We start from the raw sequence: 13916 nt of genomic DNA on the forward strand, positions 1-13916 counted from the left end.
GGCGCTTATGGAATCGACGGGTTTTTCACCCTGGCTGGTGATGCTGGTACAGACGTTCGCGGTGCTGTTCCTGCTGCTGGTGGCGGTGGTCGTGGTGGTGATCGCGGCGGTGTGGGTACTGGACCGCAACCAGACCGGCAACGCCGTGCTGCGCAATTTCCCGGTGATCGGCCACTTCCGTTACGGCTTCCTGCGCCTGGGCGAATTCTTCCGCCAATACCTGTTTTCCAGCGATCGCGAGGAAATGCCGTTCAACCGCGCCCAGCGCGTGTGGGTATACCGCGCCGCGAAGAACGCGGACAACACCAACGCCTTCGGCTCCACCCGCGACCTGCGCGGCGAGGGTGTGCCGTTTTTCGTCAACGCGGCGTTTCCCGCTCTGGGCGACCACCATGTGGAGCCGCAGCCGGTGCGCATCGGCCCGTATGCGCGCGAACCCTACGACCACGCCGCGTTCTTCAACATCTCCGCGATGAGCTTCGGCGCGCTAGGTGCGCCCGCGGTGCGCGCGCTGTCGCATGGTGCCGCCAAGGCCGGCATCTGGATGGATACCGGCGAAGGCGGCCTCGCGCCCTACCACCTCGAGGGCGGCTGCGACATCGTGTTCGAGATCGGTACCGCCAAGTACGGCGTGCGCACGCCGGACGGCAAGCTGGACGACACCAAGCTCACTGCGATCTGCGCGCACAAGCAGGTGAAGATGGTCAGCATCAAGCTCGGCCAGGGCGCCAAGCCCGGCATGGGCGGCCTGTTGCCGGCGGCCAAGGTGACGCCGGAGATCGCCGAGATCCGCGGCATCCCCGTGGGGGAGGATTCGCAGAGCCCGAACCGGCACCTGGATATCGGCAATGTGGCGGAACTGCTGGCTGCCATCCATCACATCCGCGAGCTCACCGGCAAGCCCACCGGCTTCAAGGCGGTGTTCGGCGACATGGCCATGATCGAGGAACTGTGCGACGAGGTGCGCAGGCGCGGCATCGAGAGCGCGCCGGACTTCATCATCGTGGACGGTTCCGAGGGCGGCACCGGCGCCGCACCGCAGACCTTGATGGAGGGCGTGGGCCTGCCCTTGCACGAGGCGTTGCCCGCGCTGGTCGACACCCTGGTCGTCAAGGGTCTGCGTGAGCGCGTCAAGGTGATCTGCTCCGGCAAGCGCATCACCGCCTACGACGTGGCGTGGGCCTTGTCGATGGGCGCGGACTTCGTCAACTCCGCCCGCGGCTTCATGCTGGCGCTGGGCTGCATCCAGTCACTGCAGTGCAACCGCAACACCTGCCCCACCGGCATCACTACGCAGAACCCGAAGTTGCAGCGCGGCCTGGTGGTCACCGACAAGAGCGAGAAGGTGGCGAACTACGCGAAGAACGTGATGTACGAAGTGGGCATCATCGCCCACAGCTGCGGCGTGGACGACCCGCGCCAGCTCGACCGCACGCATTGCCGCGTTGTGGGAGACGACGGCATCTCCGTGCCGCTGGTGGAGTTGTTTCCGTATCCGGTAGCGCCGGGCGCCGCCGAAAGGCTCAGTTCGTGACCCGGTTGCGGCCGCCACTCTTCGACTGGTAGAGCTTCTTGTCGGCGTCTTCGAGCAGGGACTCCGGCGTCGGCATTTCCGGGCCCAGTTGCGACACGCCCAGTGACGCGGTTTGCCGGATGAGGTTGCCCTGGATGTCGAAGGTGTGGCTTTCGAAATTGCCGCGGATGCGCTCGGCGATCTCGCCGGCGGTCTTGTCGTCGGTGCCGGGAAGCAGGATGACGAACTCCTCGCCGCCGAAGCGGCAGAAGATGTCCGTAGCGCGGATGGTCGATTTCACTATGGCCGCGGTTTCGCGCAGGATGCCGTCGCCGACGCCATGGCCGTAGGTATCGTTGACCTTCTTGAAGAAGTCGAGGTCGAAGTAGATGACTGAAAGCGGTCGCGCGCTGGCGCGCGCCAGCTTGAACTCGTTGTCCAGCGATTCCAGCAGGTACTTCTTGTTGAAGGTGCCGGTGCCTTCGTCGATGGTCGCCATGCGGTAGATCTTGTCGAGGAACACATTCTCGACATTGCCGTGCGCGAAATACTTGAACACGATGTTGCCGAGGCGAACGATGTCGCCGTCGTGCAGGCTTTGGCGGTCCCTGACTTCCTGGTCGTTGATGTAGATGCCGTTGGACGAGCCGAGGTCGACCATGATCACTTCGTCGCCCTGCTGGACGCACTGGGCATGAGAGCGCGACACGCTCTGGTCGTTGACGAAAATGTCGACGGTCGGCGCGCGGCCAATGATCGTTTCCGGGTGCTCGAGCACGTAGCGCTTGCCGAGATTCGTGCCGCTGTATTGCACGAGGCAGGCGGTCGATTGCCATTGAGGATGGGCGACGGTGCCGTTCGGGCGTGCAATGGTGGTCTTGTCGTCAACCATGGTTGTCCACGTGAGCGGCGCGGTTAATGGGCAAGAGTTGCGCTGTCGCCTTCAAGGCATCACCGTCCAACCTTCAGCCGTGCGCAACTGCAGGGGTCTGAAGCGCCGCTTGTAATCCATCTTTGGGTGGCCTTCGATCCAGAAGCCGAGGTAAACCCAGGGCAGGCGGCGTTGCCGTGCCAGTTCCACCTGCTGGAGGATGGCCAAGGTGCCGAGGCCGCGGGCTTCGTCGTCGGGGTCGTAGAAGGTATAGACGGCGGAGAGGGCGCTGCGGCAGACGTCGGTGACTGCCACGCCGACCAGGCGTCCGTGCAGGCGGAACTCCAGGAACACGGTGGGGCTCCACGGAGCGGTGAGGAAGCGGCGGAAGTCGCTGGCGTCAGCCTCGTCCATGCCGCCGCCGGGATGGCGATGGCGCAGGTATTTTTCGTACAGCGCATGGCGCTCGGCGTTGTAGCCGGCCTGGCATTCGGTGACCGTGATGTCGGCATTGCGCTTCAGGCAGCGCCGCTGCGAACGATCCGGCGCGAAGTGCAGCGCGTCGATGCGGCATGGGGTGCAGGCGCGGCATTCCGGGCAGTGCGGGAAGTACAGGTGCCCACCGGCACGGCGGAAACCGCGTTCCAGCGCAGGGCCGTACAGCCGATCCAATTGAGGCGCCGCCGGGTCGAGCACCAGGTTCTGCGCCGTGCGTTCGGCGTAGTAGCCGCAGGCGTGCGGCAGGGTCTGGAACAGCCGGACTTGTTCGGAGCGCATGGCCCGATTCTAGGCCGGAAAATCGCGCGGTGCGCATGCCGCGTCACGGAACGGAGTGCTCAGAGCACTCCCGTATAACGCAACACCAGCAGCGCAAAGGCGCCCAATATGGCCAGCATCACGATACGGCGCACGCGTGCCACGGTGTACTTGCGCCGTGCCTGCGGGGATTGGTTGCGTGCCGCAGCCAGTTCCTGGCCGAAGCGCACCACCGGTTCGATGCCCAGCCCGCGCATCAGCTCGCGGGCGCGGGTGTAGTCGTCGGCATGGGTGATCCACACCTGTTCCCAATGGTCGCGTGCGCTGTCCGGCTCCTGGTAACTGAAGCGCCGATGACCTTGCGTGCGCCAGCTGGAGCGGTTCTCCACCTGGGTGGCGATGCCGTGCTCGGCCATCAGGGCGACTACTCGGTCGATGTTGCCGGGGCGGGGCGAGGTGTAGATCTGGCGCATGTCAGAGCCTGTTTATGGCGCCCAAGTACCCACGCCGGAAGCTGTTTGCGCGCAGGCCAAGGAAGAACGAAGGAGTGGACGTCGGTCCACGAGTGAGTGATGACGCCGGGCCGGGGGCGAACAGTCCCGGCCCTTCGGGTTGTCATCGAGCGGCCGCCATGCGGCGGCGCGCGGCTTGGGCTGACGGCCGGTCACGCTGGCACCACGGGCTGCCGCATGGCGGCCGCTCGATGACAGCGCGGGGTACTTGGGGGCCATAAGCAGGTTCTTGTTCTCACTCACTGCGCAGTCGGATCAAGCCTTCCTGCGCAGTGGAGGCCACCAGTCGGCCGGTGCGGTCGAAGATCTGACCCCGCGCCAGCCCGCGGCCGCCCTGGGCGGTGGGGCTGTCGAAGGAGTACAGCAGCCACTCGTCCACCCGGAACGGGCGGTGGAACCACAATGCGTGGTCGAGACTGGCCATCTGCACGTTGTGCGTGAGATAGGAAATGCCGTGCGGCAGGGTGGCAGTGCCGATCAGGTGGAAGTCCGAAGCATAGGCGAGCAGGGCGCGATGCAGGATCGCCGAGTCGCTGATCGGCGCGGCCAGGCGGAACCAGATGTGCTGGATCGGCGGCCGTTTCACCGGGTGCATCTCGTCGCGCGGCCATACCAGGCGGAACTCGAACGGGCCGTCGATGCCCAGCCAGCGCTGCAGCTTCACCGGCAGCTTGGCCAGTTCGTCGGGCGGCAGCGGGCGCATTGTCTCCACGTCTTCCGGCGCGGGCACTTCCGGCATGGCAGTCTGGTGCTCGAAGCCCTTTTCGGGAACCTGGAACGAGATCGAGCCGTTGAGGATGGGCTGGCCGTGCTGGATCGCCAGCACCCGCCGCGAGGAGAACGTGCCGCCGTCGCGGGCACGCTCCACGCTGTAGACGATCGGTGCGTCGATGTCGCCGGCGCGCAGGAAATAGGCGTGCAGCGAATGCGCCTCGCGCGAGGGATCGACGGTCTGCTGTGCCGCCGACAACGCCTGCCCAAGCACCTGGCCGCCGAACACGAAACGCGTGCCGATGTCGCGGCTCTGGCCGCGGAACAGGTTGTCCTCCAACCGTTCGAGCTGCAGCAGCTCGACCAGTTCGTTGACGTGCTCTTCGCGCATGGTGGGTCCTTGGCGGGGGTTCGCCAGTATACCGGGGTGCCCTCGGAGACTGCGTCAGGGAGTGCCTAGGCCATTTCCTTCTCCTCGTCGGCCTCGAATGCCACCACGACGCCGGCCGCCGCAAGCGCAGCCAGAAAGTCGCGCGCGTCGAATGCCTGCCCAGGAGCCAGCACCCCGCAGCCAAGGACCCGGCCGTCGAGGATGCGCTGCAGCGCCTCGACCAGCAGTGGCGCGGTGACGGCGTAGATATCGTGTCCGCTGGCGGTGGCGCGTCCGGTATGGCGGCCGCGCCGCACGCGCACGTCGATCACGAAGCGCTGCGCCGAACGGCCGCTGTCGTCGACCCCGACCGGCGGCGGCGTGGCCGGGTCGCGCAGGTCGCGCAGCGGAGCCAGGTTCATCCATGCATGCAGGTTGCGGCAGGCGAGGTGATGGGGAATCACGACAGCCTCGGTCAAGGTCAGCAGTACCGTTTCCTGTCGCCCAAACGGGGCCGGGAAATCGGTTTCGCGCACCGGTGCGGGATCGGGCAGGGTGCGGGTTTCGCCGTGTTCGATATAGGTACGCGGATAGTGGTTGCGGTCGCCGGTGAGGCGGGTGCCGCGCGTGGGGTGCCAGCCGTCGAGCGCCACGGCGACGTCGATCGCATCCGCGTCGGTGGCGCCGTCGAGCGCAGCGGTGGCCAGCAGATCGGCAAGGCCGCCGTAGAAGGCCATCGCCGGCACCACGGTCACGCCCGCGGCCCTGGCTTCGGCATCGCGTGCCAGCGTGTCGGCCACGGAGCGCTGTTCCGCCGCCACGTCGAGGTAGTGGATGCGCGCGCGCAGTGCCGCGTCCAGCACGGGCTTGGCGGTGTCGAGGAAGGGGCCGGCGCAATGCAGCACCGCGGCGGTGCCGGCGAAGGCGGCATCCAGTGCGGCCGCATCGTCGGCGGAAGCTGTGTGCACTTCGGCGCCGGTGGCCGTGGCGAGCGCCTCGAGAGCTGCCGCATCGCGGCCGCAGGCGACCGGTACGAAGCCGCGGCGAAGCAACTCGGTCACCACGAAGCGGCCGGTATGGCCATAGGCGCCATATACCGCGATGCGGCGGGAAGTTTGCGTCGTCATGCTTTGTCTCCTTGCGTGGTCCACAGTCGATGGGCTTCCTCGGCGATCACGTCCGGGCGTTCCTCGGGCCAGAACAGCTTGCTGTCCTTCAGCCGGCGCACACCCAGCGAATGGCCGAAGGCGCGGGCGAGATAGTCCGCATTGTTGGCGGAAAAGATCGTGTCGGCATCGCCCCAGACAATGCGCACGGGCACGCGGGACCGGGCAAGCGCGGGGCCGATGCCGGACAGTGAGTTGTGTTCCAAGGCAGTGGCATAGGCATGCGCGCAGTCGCGGCTGCGCTGCGAGGCCAGCAACGGCGCGAAGTACGTCTCGATGGCTTCATCGGTAGGGTCAGCGGGGTCGGCATAGCACATGCCACCGATGCCGGCTGCCGATCGCGCGAGCACGTGGTCGTGGCGCCACTTGCCCAGCCAGTCGTCGACGAAACGCCCTTGCTTCGCCAACGCGATCACCGGAAGAAGCGCCGGCGGCGGACAGTCCAGCTCGGTGTCGCAATTGGTCAGCAGCAGGCTGCGCACGCGTTCGGGATGATGCGCGAGCAGCAGTTGCGCAATGGCACCGCCGCTGTCGTTGGCGACCACATCGGCGTGTTCGACGCCGAGCGCGTCGAGCAGGGCGACAAGCATGTCGACTTGCGCTTGCGGTGCACAGGACTGCCCGTCGGCAACCTCGGTATAGCCCAGTCCGAGGTAATCGGGCGCGATGCAGCGCCGGTACGCGGCGAGCCGGTCGAGCGCACCACGCCACTGGAAGCCATTGAGCGGAAAGCCGTGCAGGAACAACGCCGCCGGTCCGCTGCCCTGTTCGACATGGGCGATGCGGCCGAACGCCGTTTGCGTGTAGCGACGCAGGGCATGGAAGCGCGCTGCATCCATCGCCGTCTTGTCGGCGCGCGGGGATGGCAATCGGATGCCGCTGGCGTAGCTGCCGGCACATACGCCGGCCAGCGCGCCGGCAGACAGGGAAAGGAAACGGCGCCGGGAGATGCCCGGCGCCTGCCGATTGGCGAATATCGACGTTTCGCCGCTCACGAGCGGGCCTCCGCTTCGCGCAGCTTCTGCGCGCATTCCTCGCAGCAGACTTCGACGGTGCGGCCCCCGACGGTGACTGCGATGGTGTTGCCGTCGAGCGGGTAGTCGCAGGCGGCACAGGTGGTTTCTTTCATGGCGGGTTTCCGGCAGATGCCCACGATCGGGCAGGGATAGGAGACCACCAGCCGCCGGCAGCGGCTGTCAGAATCTTTAGCGATTCACAGCATGCCTGCGACCACGGCCTGGCGGAATTCCGAGGGCGTGCGCCCGTAGGCCTGGCGGAACGCCGAGCTGAAATGGCTGTGGCTGGAGAAGCCCAGGTCCTGTGCCAGTGCAGCGACATCCTCGCAGTCGGCGATCAGATCCAGCGCGCGCGCCAGGCGCAGGCGCAGGTGGTAGCGGTACAACGGCATGCCTTCGACCTGCTGGAAGGCCTGGGTGAGGTAGACCGGTGAGCCGCCGATTTCCGCCGCGATCTCCGCCAGCGTCCAGCGTCGGGTGAGGTCGCTGGCGAGCAGCAGCTTCACCCGATCCACCAGCCGCCGTCGCGCAGGAGTCGCGCCGGGCGCGTGGGTGGTGCGCGGGCCGAGGCTGCGGCCGACCAGGGTCAGGGCGAGGCTCTCGGCTTCCAGCGGCTCGATGCCGCCGTGACGCAGACTGTGGCGCAGCAGCGCCACCAGCACCTGGGCGCGTTCGTCGATGCGCAGTGCCTGGTGATGAAACACGGGTTGGTCGCGCCGCTGCAACATCGCGGCGGGCGCGAGCTCGCGCAGCAGCGATTGCGACACCGTCAGCGACAGGCAGGCATCGCCACCGGTCGCCGGATGGCTGACCTGGTAACCCTCGCCGGCATTGAAGAACAGCACATGATTGGCGTCGGCCACCGACTGGACGCTGCCGACATGGCGCAGATACAGCCCGCGATAAGGGAACACCAGTTGGGTGGAGGATGCGCATTCCTCGGCGCTGCGATGACGGCACTCGCCGCGGCAGCACACGTCGTGCACCGCAACGGTGGTCGACTTCAGCAAGGACTGGACCCTGAACTCCGACATGGTTACGGGTCGATGGATATCGCCGCAGTCTGGCGCAGCCGCTGCAGTCCACTGTCGGGTACGACGGCATCCCACGGGAACAGCGGCCCGGGATCGCGCTTGCGCCATACCTGTTTGGCCGGATCGTCGCTGGCCGGCACCATCGCGGTGTCGAGATCCTCGTGGCCGGCGATCCGGTGCAGGTTCGGAAATTCCCGTTGCAGCGCCGCCAGCAGTTCGCGCAACGTGGTGATCTGGGCGGCAGTGTATGGCTCGTCCATGGCCTGCCGGCGCGAGTCGAACCAGTGCGGGAAGCGGCCGGAGTTCACCAGTTCGATGCCGATGGACTCGGCATTGTGCCCGCGCACGTGGTGGGCCACGCGGGTGCCGGGCACGTAGCGGTAGGCGGCACCGTCGCGGTCGATGTAGTAGTGGCCGCTGTTGCCGGCGCCGCTGTCGTACAGCACTTTTTCGCCGTACTCGCGCGCGGTCGCGAGGTCGGGCAGCTCGGTGCAGTGGATCACCACCAGGGTCACCGCGCTGGCGGGACGCTCGGGCAGTTTCGCCGCATAGGGCAGGGGTTGGTCATGGATGGAAAGCGCAGGCATGCGGCTAGTCTCGCATGGCGGCCAGTTATCATGGGCGTCCTGCAGCCTGTACCGGAGACCGCCATGCGCGGCCAGATCATCCTTTCGCACGGTTCGGATTCCGGTCCGGGCGCCACCAAGATCAGCGCGCTGGCCGCCCGGGCCGAGGCGCGGGGCTGGCGCACCGAACGCCCCGATTTCGGCGCGGATGACGCCTCGGGTTACGCCAGCGCGGTGACGCCGCGTGTGGCCCGCCTGCGCGCCGCCATCGCGGCCTGCGATGCACCGCCCGTGCTGGTGGGTTCCAGCATGGGGGCGTTCGCTTCGGCGCTGGTTTCGCTGGAGGCACCAGTGGCTGCCTTGTTCCTGCTCGCCACGCCGCCCGCGATTCCTGACTGTCCGCAGGCGCTGGACCTTCGCGCCGGTGTGCCCACGCTGATGGTCCATGGCTGGCGCGACGAGCTTTGCCCTGTGGCGGGCGTGCAGGCTTTTGCCGAGCGTCGCCGGCTGCCCTTGTTGTTGCTGGACGATGACCACCGGCTGCTGGCGAGCATGGACGCGATCGCCGCGCAGTTCGACACCCTGCTGGGAGCACTGGCATGAGCCGCTGGTTCGCCACCTGTCCCAAGGGCCTGGAATACCTGCTGCGCGACGAACTGGCGGCGCTGGGCGCAGAGGAAGTTCGCGAGGCGCTGGCTGGCGTGCATTTCGCCGGCCCGCTGGAAACCGCCTATCGCGCCTGTCTATGGTCGCGCCTCGCCAGTCGCATCCTGTTGCCGCTGACCGAGTTCGACGCGGCCACGGACGATGCGCTGTATGCCGGCGTGCAGGCCATCGATTGGTCGAAGCACCTCGCCGCGCACGCCACGCTGGCGGTGGATGCGCACACCGCGCTGAGCAAGCTCACGCACAGCCAGTTCCTCGCCCAGCGGGTGAAGGACGCGGTAGTCGACCAGTTTCGCCAGCAGGGCGGCACCCGTCCCGGCGTGGACACCGAAGAACCGGACGTGCGCCTCAACCTGCGACTGAAGCGCGACCGCGCCACGCTGTCGTTGGACCTGGCCGGTTCCCCGCTGCATCGCCGCGGCTGGCGCGAATTGCAGGGCGAAGCGCCGCTGAAGGAAAACCTTGCTGCCGCCATGCTGCTGCGCGCGCGCTGGCCGGAAATCTACGCCGATGGCGGCGCACTGCTCGACCCCATGTGCGGCTCGGGCACCTTGCTGGTCGAGGCTGCGCTGATGGCAGCCGACGTGGCGCCGGGCTGGCGTCGCGACTACTACGGGTTCCTCGGCTGGCAGCAGCACGACATCGCGCTGTGGCGCGGGCTGTTGGACGAGGCGCGCCAGCGCGCCGAAACGGGGCTGAAGCAGTTGCGTCCCTGCTTCTTCGGCAGCGACGCCGACCCGCGCATGGTGCAGACCGCCAAGCGCAACGCGCAGGAGGCGGCTGTGGCCGGTTTCTTCACGCTGGAAAAGCGCGACATGGCGCATGCCGAACCGCCGGCAGGCGTGGCGCGCGGCCTCGTGATCACCAATCCGCCGTATGGCGAGCGGCTGGGCGAACGCGCGCAGATGCCTGCGCTTTACCATGCGCTGGGCGAACGCCTGCGCACGCAATTCGCAGGCTGGCGCGCCGCCGTGCTGGCAGGCGATGCGGAGCTGGGGCGTGCACTGGGCCTGCATGCCGAAAAGAAATACGCGCTCTACAACGGCGCGCTGGAAACCCAACTGCTCACGTTCGAAATCCGTGCGCGTGACGAGGCGCCGCGCGAACCGAAGCCGCTCTCTGCCGGCGCGCAGATGCTGAAGAACCGGCTCGAGAAGAACCTCAAGCATCTGCGCAAGCGGCTAGCGCGCGAGGGCATTCATTGCTGGCGCGCCTATGACCAGGACTTGCCCGAATACGCCGCCGCCGTCGACGTCTACGCCCGCGAAGGCGGCGACACCTGGCTGCACGTGCAGGAATACCGCGCCCCCGCCGACGTGCCGGCCGAGGTGGCGCGCCAGCGTTTGCGCGAGATCGCGCGCGTGTCCGGCGAAGTGTTCGCGGTGCCGCGCGAGCGCATCGCACTCAAGACGCGCGAGCGCGGCAAGGGGGGCTCCAAGTACGGGCAGTTCGACCAGCGTGGCGAGTTCCTGGAAGTGGAGGAGGGCGGCCTGCAATTCCGCGTCAACCTCACCGACTACCTGGACACCGGCTTGTTTCTCGACCACCGGCTGGTGCGGGCCAGTTTGCGCGAGCTGGCAGCGAACAAGCGCTTCCTCAACCTGTTCGCTTATACCGCCACCGCCAGCGTATACGCGGCGGCGGGTGGCGCACGCGATACCACCAGCGTGGACCTGTCGGCCACCTATCTCGAATGGGCTTCGCGCAACCTGGCGCTCAACGGCTTCACCGGCGCCAGGCATCGGCTGATGCAGGCCGATGCGGTGAGTTTCCTGCGCCAGGATCGTGCGCACTACGGCCTGATCTATGTCGATCCGCCGACCTTCTCCAACTCCAAGCGCGCCGACGATTTCGACGTACAGCGCGATCACGTCGCCCTGCTCGAGGCCTGCGCCGAACGGCTGACCAACGATGGCGTGATCGTTTTCTCCAACAACTTCCGTCGCTTCAAGCTGGACGAAGCCACGCTGGCGGAACGCTTCGACATCGAAGACTGGAGTGCCGCCAGCATTCCGTTCGACTTCGCCCGCCGCGCCGACATCCACGGCTGCTGGCTGCTGCGCCATCGCAAGCCTGAAGGCGAGTTCAATCCGTGGAGCGAGGCCCGGCCGAAATCTTGAACCCTTCAGTTCGGATTAAGTGCGGAAGTCCGAGCATCTGTTCCGCAGATCAACAGGAGGGTTTTCCCCATGTCCAAGCGTAATGTCGGCAAGGTTTTGGCTATCGGTATGGCTGTTGCCGCGGCGGTGGCGTTGCCGCTGAGCGCGTCCGCGCATGACTGGGGCCATGGCGGTTACTACGGCGGTTACCATGGCGGCTACTACCACGGTGGTGGTCACTGGGTGGGTGGCCGTTGGATCGCCGGTGCAATCGTCGCAGGTGCAGTGGCCGGCGTCGTAGGAAGTGTCCTGGCGCCGCCGCCCCCGGTGTATTACGCGCCGGCGCCGGTGGTGTACGGGCCGCCCGCCACGGTGGTGTATCAGGCTGCTCCGCCGCCGCAGACCACGGTGATTTACAGCAACGGCTATCCCACGCAGTATGTGGGCAGCGCGCCCTACTACGGCAACTGACCGTTCGTAGCAAGGTAAACGAAGAGCCCGGCATCTGCCGGGCTCTTTGCTTTCAGGTACTCAGGGCTGCGTGGGTTGATCCGCACCGCTGCCGTTGCGCTTGGCATGTGCGCTGAGCTTGTCGAACGTGGTCTTGTCGAGCTGGCGCACTGACTGGATCGGGCAGGGCGGTGGCTGCGTCGAACGCACCGATTCGCCCGCCTCGCCGCAGATGCTGAAGGGAGCGGTCCCCTGGTTTGCCTTGCTGGTCCCGAACCGCAGGGTGGGCGGCCCGTAGCTCAGCTGAGGGCAAGAGGCTTGCAGCTTCACAAGGAAGCGGTTGGGGCCGTTGCGCACGGTGATCGTGCGCGAGTCCACCAGGTGCCACTCGGTGATGCGGTCGGTGCGCAGGCAGTCGGAAACCGGACGCATGGGCGTATAGGCGGGCACATGCGGCGGCGTCTGTGCGGATGCAGCAGTCGAGATTGCCGCGAGAGACAATGCAAGCAGACTGGCTGTGACGGTCTTCATGGTGCACCTCATCGCCGACGTGGATGTGGATGGCGATTATGGTGCGAAAGCGTGGTGGGCGGCGTGAAAGGCGCCCGCTCCCGCTTGCGGGAACGGGCAACGCGTTCTCAATTCACCCCGTACAAGGTCTTCACGTCCCGCAGCAGGTCTGCTTGGCTCGACGGCCGCGCATAGAACATATGGCCACCCGGGTATTCCTTCACCTGTACGCGGGTCGGGTCGCCCATCGCAGGCATCTGGTCCACGATCAGCACCGAAGCCATGAACGGGCAGGAGAGGTCATCCCAACCGTGGGCGATCAGCACGCGCAGGCCGGGGTCGTTCGCCACCGCTTCGCGCAGTTGCGCCACCGAGCCGTTGTTGGCGTCTTCGTCGTCGTGCCACATGCGACCCACGTCGTAGCTCAGCGCGCTGTAGCGTCCGTCGTATTTCCAGCCTACGGTCTGGGTGACGAAGTTCACCATCGCGGTGGTGGTGGGGGCGATGATGCCATTGAGGATGGGGTCGCCCGAGGTCTGATGCGGCGCGTAGGGGAAGGGATCCCAGGCAGTGACGTTGGAGTCGTAGCGGCTACCCAGCTTGCCTTCGGCGCGGTACACCTCGCGCAGGTAGGCCTGGGTTTCCAGCCGGCCGCCCGAGCGCTGTACGAACAACGGGTCGAGGCCGGTGAGTGCGGTCACCTTGCGAATCATCGCGTCGGTAGCAGCCGGGTTGCTGCGACCCTGCATCAGCGTGTCGGCATAGGTGGTGCGCGTGTAGTCGATGATGGATTGCATCGATTGCGCGTCGAGCTTGCCCTCGCGCTCCAGGTGCGCGGCGGCGATGGACGGCAGGGTGAGCATCCACGGCAGCGGCGAGACATTCTCGTCGTCCGACGCTGCTGGATCGAGGTAGGGCGACAGCAGCACCACGCCGTTCATCGCCACGCCCAACTGGGTCTGCAGATAGTCGGTGATGCGCGGGCCGCGGAAGCCGCCGTAGCTCTCGCCCACCAGGTACTTGCGCGACTCCATGCGGCCGTTCTTGAGCAGCCAGTCGTAGATGATGCGCGAGAGGTAATGGATGTCGCTGTTGGTGCTGTAGAAATCCTTGGTGGCTTCCTTGTCGTCCACCAGCGCGCGACTGAAGCCGGTGCCTACCGGGTCGATGAACACCAGATCGGTGAAGCCCAGCCAGGTGCCGGGGTTGTCGTGCAGCATGGCGGGGTCGGACGGGTTGTCGCCTTCCACGCCGAAGTTCACCTTCTTCGGGCCGATGGCGCCGAGGTTGAGGTACACCGAGGAGGCGCCCGGGCCGCCATTCAGCGCAAAGGTCACCGGGCGATTTTTGCCGGGCATGGTGTAGGCGGTGAACATCACTTGAGCGATCACCTTGCCCGTGTCGTCGCGCACAGGCAGCGAGCCCACGGTGGCGGTGTACGACAACGTATGGCCGCCGGCCGTGGCGGATTGCGCAACATGCGCGTCGGCTGGGAAAGGTGGCAACTGGAAGCCATTGCCGGTACCTGGTGCTTCCGCCGCTGGCGGCTTCTTGTCGGCAGCCAGTGCCGAGTGGTGGAAACCGGCCAACAGCAGGGCTGCCAGCAGGCTCGTTTGCAGCGGCTTGCGCACGGGTGTGTCCTCGCGTGGAAAAGCCCTAGCCTAGCGAGCCGCGCT

At 66.8% G+C, this 13916-nt stretch carries 15 protein-coding genes; 4 read left to right on the forward strand and 11 right to left on the reverse strand.

Features of this window, described 5'->3' with window-relative positions; all coding sequences use genetic code 11:
* The first annotated feature begins 7 nt into the window (after nucleotides 1-7).
* On the forward strand, nucleotides 8-1534 hold the full coding sequence (locus tag IHE49_RS01440; protein ID WP_192154247.1) for an FMN-binding glutamate synthase family protein: 1527 nt from the start codon (nucleotides 8-10) through the stop codon (nucleotides 1532-1534).
* Here IHE49_RS01440 and IHE49_RS01445 read toward each other — a convergent pair.
* From IHE49_RS01445 to IHE49_RS01485, 9 genes are all read right to left on the reverse strand, one after another.
* A complete protein-coding gene (locus tag IHE49_RS01445) occupies nucleotides 1524-2405 on the reverse strand; it encodes a GGDEF domain-containing protein (RefSeq protein WP_192154252.1) in 882 nt (293 codons plus the stop codon). The genes IHE49_RS01440 and IHE49_RS01445 overlap by 11 nt on opposite strands.
* A 51-nt stretch (nucleotides 2406-2456) precedes the next feature.
* Nucleotides 2457-3161, reverse strand: coding sequence for an arginyltransferase (locus IHE49_RS01450; RefSeq protein WP_192154254.1), 705 nt, complete (start codon nucleotides 3159-3161; stop codon nucleotides 2457-2459).
* Between the two features lie 59 nt (nucleotides 3162-3220).
* A complete protein-coding gene (locus IHE49_RS01455) occupies nucleotides 3221-3613 on the reverse strand; it encodes a DUF2007 domain-containing protein (RefSeq protein ID WP_192154255.1) in 393 nt (130 codons plus the stop codon).
* 274 nt (nucleotides 3614-3887) lie between these two features.
* Nucleotides 3888-4754 carry an acyl-CoA thioesterase II gene (locus IHE49_RS01460; protein ID WP_192154256.1) on the reverse strand — a complete coding sequence of 289 codons (867 nt, stop codon included), beginning with the start codon at nucleotides 4752-4754 and terminating at the stop codon, nucleotides 3888-3890.
* A 65-nt stretch (nucleotides 4755-4819) separates the two neighbouring features.
* Entirely contained in the window at nucleotides 4820-5860 is a 1041-nt protein-coding gene (locus tag IHE49_RS01465) for a saccharopine dehydrogenase NADP-binding domain-containing protein (protein ID WP_192154257.1), read from the reverse strand.
* Entirely contained in the window at nucleotides 5857-6894 is a 1038-nt protein-coding gene (locus IHE49_RS01470; RefSeq protein ID WP_343227519.1) for an alpha/beta hydrolase, read from the reverse strand. The genes IHE49_RS01465 and IHE49_RS01470 overlap by 4 nt, the downstream gene beginning before the upstream one ends.
* Nucleotides 6891-7028 (reverse strand): hypothetical protein, encoded by a 138-nt coding sequence (locus IHE49_RS01475; protein ID WP_192154258.1) that lies wholly within the window; start codon nucleotides 7026-7028, stop codon nucleotides 6891-6893. The genes IHE49_RS01470 and IHE49_RS01475 overlap by 4 nt, the downstream gene beginning before the upstream one ends.
* An 84-nt stretch (nucleotides 7029-7112) precedes the next feature.
* Nucleotides 7113-7925: an AraC family transcriptional regulator gene (locus IHE49_RS01480; protein WP_225578099.1), complete on the reverse strand. Its 813-nt coding sequence runs from the start codon at nucleotides 7923-7925 to the stop codon at nucleotides 7113-7115.
* Between the two features lie 26 nt (nucleotides 7926-7951).
* A complete protein-coding gene (locus IHE49_RS01485) occupies nucleotides 7952-8536 on the reverse strand; it encodes an N-acetylmuramoyl-L-alanine amidase (protein WP_192154260.1) in 585 nt (194 codons plus the stop codon).
* Nucleotides 8537-8599: 63 nt separating this feature from the next.
* Here IHE49_RS01485 and IHE49_RS01490 point away from each other — a divergent pair, with 63 nt between their 5' ends.
* The 3 genes from IHE49_RS01490 (at nucleotide 8600) to IHE49_RS01500 (ending at nucleotide 11751) form a co-directional block, all read left to right on the forward strand.
* Entirely contained in the window at nucleotides 8600-9118 is a 519-nt protein-coding gene (locus tag IHE49_RS01490; protein ID WP_192154262.1) for an alpha/beta fold hydrolase, read from the forward strand.
* Nucleotides 9115-11301: a bifunctional 23S rRNA (guanine(2069)-N(7))-methyltransferase RlmK/23S rRNA (guanine(2445)-N(2))-methyltransferase RlmL gene (gene rlmKL / locus IHE49_RS01495; RefSeq protein WP_192154265.1), complete on the forward strand. Its 2187-nt coding sequence runs from the start codon at nucleotides 9115-9117 to the stop codon at nucleotides 11299-11301. Before IHE49_RS01490 ends, rlmKL begins: the two co-directional genes overlap by 4 nt.
* 69 nt (nucleotides 11302-11370) lie before the next feature.
* On the forward strand, nucleotides 11371-11751 hold the full coding sequence (locus tag IHE49_RS01500) for a hypothetical protein (protein WP_192154267.1): 381 nt from the start codon (nucleotides 11371-11373) through the stop codon (nucleotides 11749-11751).
* 60 nt (nucleotides 11752-11811) lie between these two features.
* On the opposite strand, the gene IHE49_RS01505 is transcribed toward IHE49_RS01500, so the two are convergent.
* Together IHE49_RS01505 and IHE49_RS01510 are read right to left on the reverse strand one after the other, a co-directional pair.
* Nucleotides 11812-12261 (reverse strand): DUF6491 family protein, encoded by a 450-nt coding sequence (locus IHE49_RS01505; RefSeq protein ID WP_192154269.1) that lies wholly within the window; start codon nucleotides 12259-12261, stop codon nucleotides 11812-11814.
* Nucleotides 12262-12368: 107 nt separating this feature from the next.
* A complete protein-coding gene (locus tag IHE49_RS01510) occupies nucleotides 12369-13871 on the reverse strand; it encodes a peptidase S10 (RefSeq protein WP_192154271.1) in 1503 nt (500 codons plus the stop codon).
* Nucleotides 13872-13916 lie beyond the last annotated feature (45 nt).

It is taken from the genome of Rhodanobacter sp. 7MK24, assembly GCF_014842995.1.
Lineage (GTDB): Bacteria > Pseudomonadota > Gammaproteobacteria > Xanthomonadales > Rhodanobacteraceae > Rhodanobacter_A.

What these genes read in the sequence shown, in the direction of transcription:
- IHE49_RS01440 (WP_192154247.1), top strand. Translation starts at nt 8, where the DNA reads ATGGAATCGACGGGTTTTTCACCCTGGCTGGTGATGCTGGTACAGACG.
- IHE49_RS01445 (WP_192154252.1), bottom strand. Translation starts at nt 2,405, where the DNA reads ATGGTTGACGACAAGACCACCATTGCACGCCCGAACGGCACCGTCGCC.
- IHE49_RS01450 (WP_192154254.1), bottom strand. Translation starts at nt 3,161, where the DNA reads ATGCGCTCCGAACAAGTCCGGCTGTTCCAGACCCTGCCGCACGCCTGC.
- IHE49_RS01455 (WP_192154255.1), bottom strand. Translation starts at nt 3,613, where the DNA reads ATGCGCCAGATCTACACCTCGCCCCGCCCCGGCAACATCGACCGAGTA.
- IHE49_RS01460 (WP_192154256.1), bottom strand. Translation starts at nt 4,754, where the DNA reads ATGCGCGAAGAGCACGTCAACGAACTGGTCGAGCTGCTGCAGCTCGAA.
- IHE49_RS01465 (WP_192154257.1), bottom strand. Translation starts at nt 5,860, where the DNA reads ATGACGACGCAAACTTCCCGCCGCATCGCGGTATATGGCGCCTATGGC.
- IHE49_RS01475 (WP_192154258.1), bottom strand. Translation starts at nt 7,028, where the DNA reads ATGAAAGAAACCACCTGTGCCGCCTGCGACTACCCGCTCGACGGCAAC.
- IHE49_RS01485 (WP_192154260.1), bottom strand. Translation starts at nt 8,536, where the DNA reads ATGCCTGCGCTTTCCATCCATGACCAACCCCTGCCCTATGCGGCGAAA.
- IHE49_RS01490 (WP_192154262.1), top strand. Translation starts at nt 8,600, where the DNA reads ATGCGCGGCCAGATCATCCTTTCGCACGGTTCGGATTCCGGTCCGGGC.
- rlmKL (WP_192154265.1), top strand. Translation starts at nt 9,115, where the DNA reads ATGAGCCGCTGGTTCGCCACCTGTCCCAAGGGCCTGGAATACCTGCTG.
- IHE49_RS01500 (WP_192154267.1), top strand. Translation starts at nt 11,371, where the DNA reads ATGTCCAAGCGTAATGTCGGCAAGGTTTTGGCTATCGGTATGGCTGTT.
- IHE49_RS01505 (WP_192154269.1), bottom strand. Translation starts at nt 12,261, where the DNA reads ATGAAGACCGTCACAGCCAGTCTGCTTGCATTGTCTCTCGCGGCAATC.